The organism is Vibrio sp. 10N.222.52.B7 (assembly GCF_041474275.1).
GTDB lineage: Bacteria > Pseudomonadota > Gammaproteobacteria > Enterobacterales > Vibrionaceae > Vibrio > Vibrio crassostreae_C.
Window position 1 is genome coordinate 1 of the sequence record NZ_JBFRTU010000195.1, and the last position, 3880, is coordinate 3880.

A 3880-nucleotide genomic window follows, 5' to 3' on the forward strand; every position below is an offset into this window, starting at 1 on the left:
TTTCATGATCTTGCCCTGTCTACAGTCGAAAAATTGTTGGTTATGAAGTGTATGAGCATGAATGCGGTGAGCTAGCGTCACAACTTCTGCAACGAACGTTGATGCGAGAGCAGTGCTTCAATCAAGCACTGGTTCTTCACTCAGATAATGGTGCGCCGATGAAGTCGTTGACGTTCAAAGCAAAAATGGAAGAGTTAGGTATTACTTCATCGTATAGTCGCCCAAGAGTCAGTGATGATAACCCGTATGTTGAGTCATTGTTCCGCACGGTAAAGTACATGCCAAGCTGGCCAACAAAGGGCTTTGAAACAATCGACAGTAGTCGAAGTTGGGTTGAAGCCTTCGTACGCTGGTACAACACGGAGCACAAGCACAGTAAGCTGAATTATGTCACGCCTTCAGAGCGTCACAATGGAAAAGATAAAGAGATCTTGAAGCGCCGAGCGGAGGTACTACTCGCTGCAAAAGAGCTAAACCCTGAACGCTGGCCTGGTGATATCAGAAACTGTGAACCTGTTGGTGACGTTCACCTAAATCCAGAAAGAGAAGCTGCTTAATAAGTAAGCAAATGATGACAACTACCTTGAAAAACACCGCTACAATCAAATCAAAAATATACTAATTTAAATCACACAATATAATCATCGTCTAAAGACTGCTCTCCAGGCGTAAAAAATGAAACACTCAAAACTTTTTGCAAAGCTTAACTTCTCAACTTCACGATATATCATCCATTGCCTCAAGGATTTTTTTAATTTATTTCGAGATATCGAATCGGGCAATATACGATAATGTGTAAGAATCTGGGTTATCGAATAAGCAACGTGACCGGTTTTTAATAGTTTCAGCCACAATGCATAATCTTGACCTGTTCGCAATAAAGGCATGGCTAAGTCATCAAATGCGCTACGTCTCAACATAACAGTTGAACACCCTATTGTTGATTTTTTTCTTAGCATATCTTCATAAGAAATAGTATTGCTCGCTACTGTATCAACGGATTGACCCAGTTTTCTATTATCTTTATCTATTAGCTCATAGGCTGTAAATGAGAAGTTTACGTTATTAGACTCCATAAACTTTATCTGAGTTTCCAACTTATTGGGCAGCCACTCATCATCGCTATCAATAAATGCTAGAAAGTCCCCCGTAGATTCACTAATAGAGCTATTTCTTGAAACTGCTGCACCTGAGTTTTCTTTGTTCGAAAAAACCTTTACCCTCGAGTCTTGGGCAGAGAGCTCCAACAATGCCTCGAATGTACCGTCACTCGAACAATCATCCGTAACCACCCACTCCCAATTCTCATAGGTTTGATTGAGAATTGACTGATAAGTTTTTAATATATATGGCATGCTATTGTAAGATGGTGTAATTATTGAAATCACTATAAGTACCAATTTTTAATTAACAGTAATGCAATCATTTATCAAAATAAATTCTTGAATGACTAGAATTGTCATGCAAGTTGCTTCCAATATTCAATGTAAGACTTTGCTGAATTGTCACTATCGAAGTAGTCATGTATATGTTGCTTTGCTAGTTTAGGAGATACTTCAGAGAACATGCAAGGACTGATCTTATCAAAATCACTTTCTACGACAACCCCTAGCATTGAGTTTGGGATCAGTTCTTTGATACCGGGAGTGTTAGAAACAAGAACTTTACATCGGAAAGACATAGCCTCCTTGACTGCATTAGGTAAACACTCTCCTGTTTTTTGTGATAAAAGTAATGCAAATTCGCATTTAGCCATTGTTTCAAACATTCTTTCTTGGCTAACATGTCCATAAAATTTAATATGCTCAGTTAGATTTAGGTCACTAACTAACCTCTCAAGTTTTGTTCTTTCACTTCCATCCCCAAAAATATGTAAAGTAGAGCTGTCGTCAGAATTTACTACCGATTTGAAATGATTTATTGCTAAGTCAACGCGTTTCGATGGAATCAATCTACTTGAAAGTATCCATGAGCTTGGTATCTTATCCAACTGGTAATCTTCCACTTTACAAATATCAATACCTCGGTAAATAACCTTTACTTTTTCAGGTCCTACTCCATTATTTTCAACTATAGTGTTAATGTTACATTTTGCATGGGTAAATATGATTTTAGCATTATTACAAGCTAATTTAGAAATTCCCATTTTAAGATATAAATCATAAGCACCAAGGAACATCGTATAATTTATTTGGGGTGAATATCTACTAATCAACACCCCGACAAGTGACGGAGTATGTCCCCAAAACAAATGGACACATTGATAGTTATTACTTTTTATTTTGCTCCAAATATATATTGACGAGGGTATATGGAAAATAACTCTAAGAGTATTCCTCATGGTTTTCTCGTATACTACTGAAACATACAAAAGATAAAGAAATGCATTTGCAAATTTTAAGATACTTAGAAATGAACTAATAAAACTACTTTCACATACAAATAATCCCTCTAGTTTTCTTTCTTTCAGTATTGATTCTTTATCATTACCACTACTTCTCAGAGTATATACATCGATGTTAACCCCATTGTTTAATAGTGATTTAACATCTAAACAAGCAAATGTCTCTGATTTTACGGGGAACTTAGGAAATATAAACGCGATATTATTCAAGGCCACACTAACCTCTCCTCATTAATTCACAAAAATAGTCGACAATAACATGACCATTAAATCTATTAGCATGACTTCTTATTTCATTTTCGTTTAATTTTAGAAACTTTTGTTCTACTAAAGTTTGGTATATCTCTTCGTCACTGTCCAACAAGTATCCCGATACCTGATCATTTATAGACTCTAGCATTCCTGAATGTTTACGACCAATAACAGGAGTGCCGAACAGATTACTTTCAATGTAAACTAATCCAAATGATTCCTCTAAGTCAGATATTTGAACCATACATGATGCCCGCTCATAGTAGCTTTTTAACTCCATCCTGGATTTATTTCCGTGAAAAAAAACATTACTTCCAACCTCAAGACTTAGAGCTTTCGACTTCAAGTTGGCTAATTCTTCTCCATCTCCAACAACAGACCAACGCCAAGAAGAATCACTTTTATATAACCTTTCAAAGATTAAAAGAAGCCTATCATGCCCTTTTCCTTTAATAACTCTCCCAACAGTCAAAATATGCTTTTCATCTTTAGGCGAATTGGCAAGGTAAGGCTGATTTTCAGAGACAAAACTAAACTTATCGACAGGTGAGTACAACACATCTATTCGAGCTTCCAGCTTTTTAGGTTCAATACTGCGTAAAAACTTATTCCTCATAAACTTGCTTACAGCGACTACCCTGTTAACCGCATTTAAACCTTTAAGGTAAAAGAACTTATACGCAATAAGTTTTCGTTTTAAAGATATTGGATTTATAATTTTTTCCGGTTCACTGCCATGTAAAAACCCTACACATAATGGTAATTTCATTGACCAAAAAAATAACCCCAGAAAATATATCGCTGAAGAGTCATTAAAAATCACGAGGTCAAAATCATTTTTTACGATATAATGTCTAAACCTAAAGGGCCACAGAAAATCATTTTCTACAGCCACAACGTTATCTGAATAACCTTTTTTTGAATGGGATACAGTCAAGACTTTTACGTCGAACTCACCAGAAAGAAGCTTACAATATTCAGAAGCAACAGTACCAGCACCACCCACAAAAGGTGGGTACTCTTTAGAAACAATTAATATTTTTTTCATTAATTAAAACGCTCACAATAATGCTTCAATCAGTTAACATTGGTTTTTTACTCGCATAAATTGCGCCTATTATAACGAGGAAGTACAATTTAGAATTCATAGCTGAGTTTAGAAAGAAGCTTCCTTTAAACTGACCCAATAGGAATATTATGAATATTAAAATAACAAATAACTGG

The 3880-nt window shown here is 35.7% G+C and carries 3 protein-coding genes and 1 pseudogene; 1 reads left to right on the forward strand and 3 read right to left on the reverse strand.

Annotated features, from left to right (window positions below; all coding sequences use genetic code 11):
- Positions 1-17 precede the first annotated feature (17 nt).
- Positions 18-557, forward strand: a pseudogene (locus AB4512_RS22320) (transposase); the annotation flags it as partial.
- A gap of 84 nt (positions 558-641) precedes the next feature.
- Here the strand turns inward: AB4512_RS22320 and AB4512_RS22325 are convergent.
- From AB4512_RS22325 to AB4512_RS22335, 3 genes are all read right to left on the reverse strand, one after another.
- Complete coding sequence (locus AB4512_RS22325; protein ID WP_372175723.1) at positions 642-1388, reverse strand: glycosyltransferase family 2 protein; 747 nt, start codon at positions 1386-1388, stop codon at positions 642-644.
- Between the two features lie 71 nt (positions 1389-1459).
- Entirely contained in the window at positions 1460-2620 is a 1161-nt protein-coding gene (locus tag AB4512_RS22330) for a glycosyltransferase (RefSeq protein ID WP_372175724.1), read from the reverse strand.
- 1 nt (position 2621) lies between these two features.
- Positions 2622-3704, reverse strand: a complete 1083-nt coding sequence (locus tag AB4512_RS22335; protein WP_372175725.1) for a glycosyltransferase family 4 protein — start codon at positions 3702-3704, stop codon at positions 2622-2624.
- Positions 3705-3880: the final 176 nt, after the last annotated feature.

Coding starts and splice junctions, on each gene's coding strand:
- AB4512_RS22335 (WP_372175725.1), bottom strand. CDS start 3,704: ATGAAAAAAATATTAATTGTTTCTAAAGAGTACCCACCTTTTGTGGGT.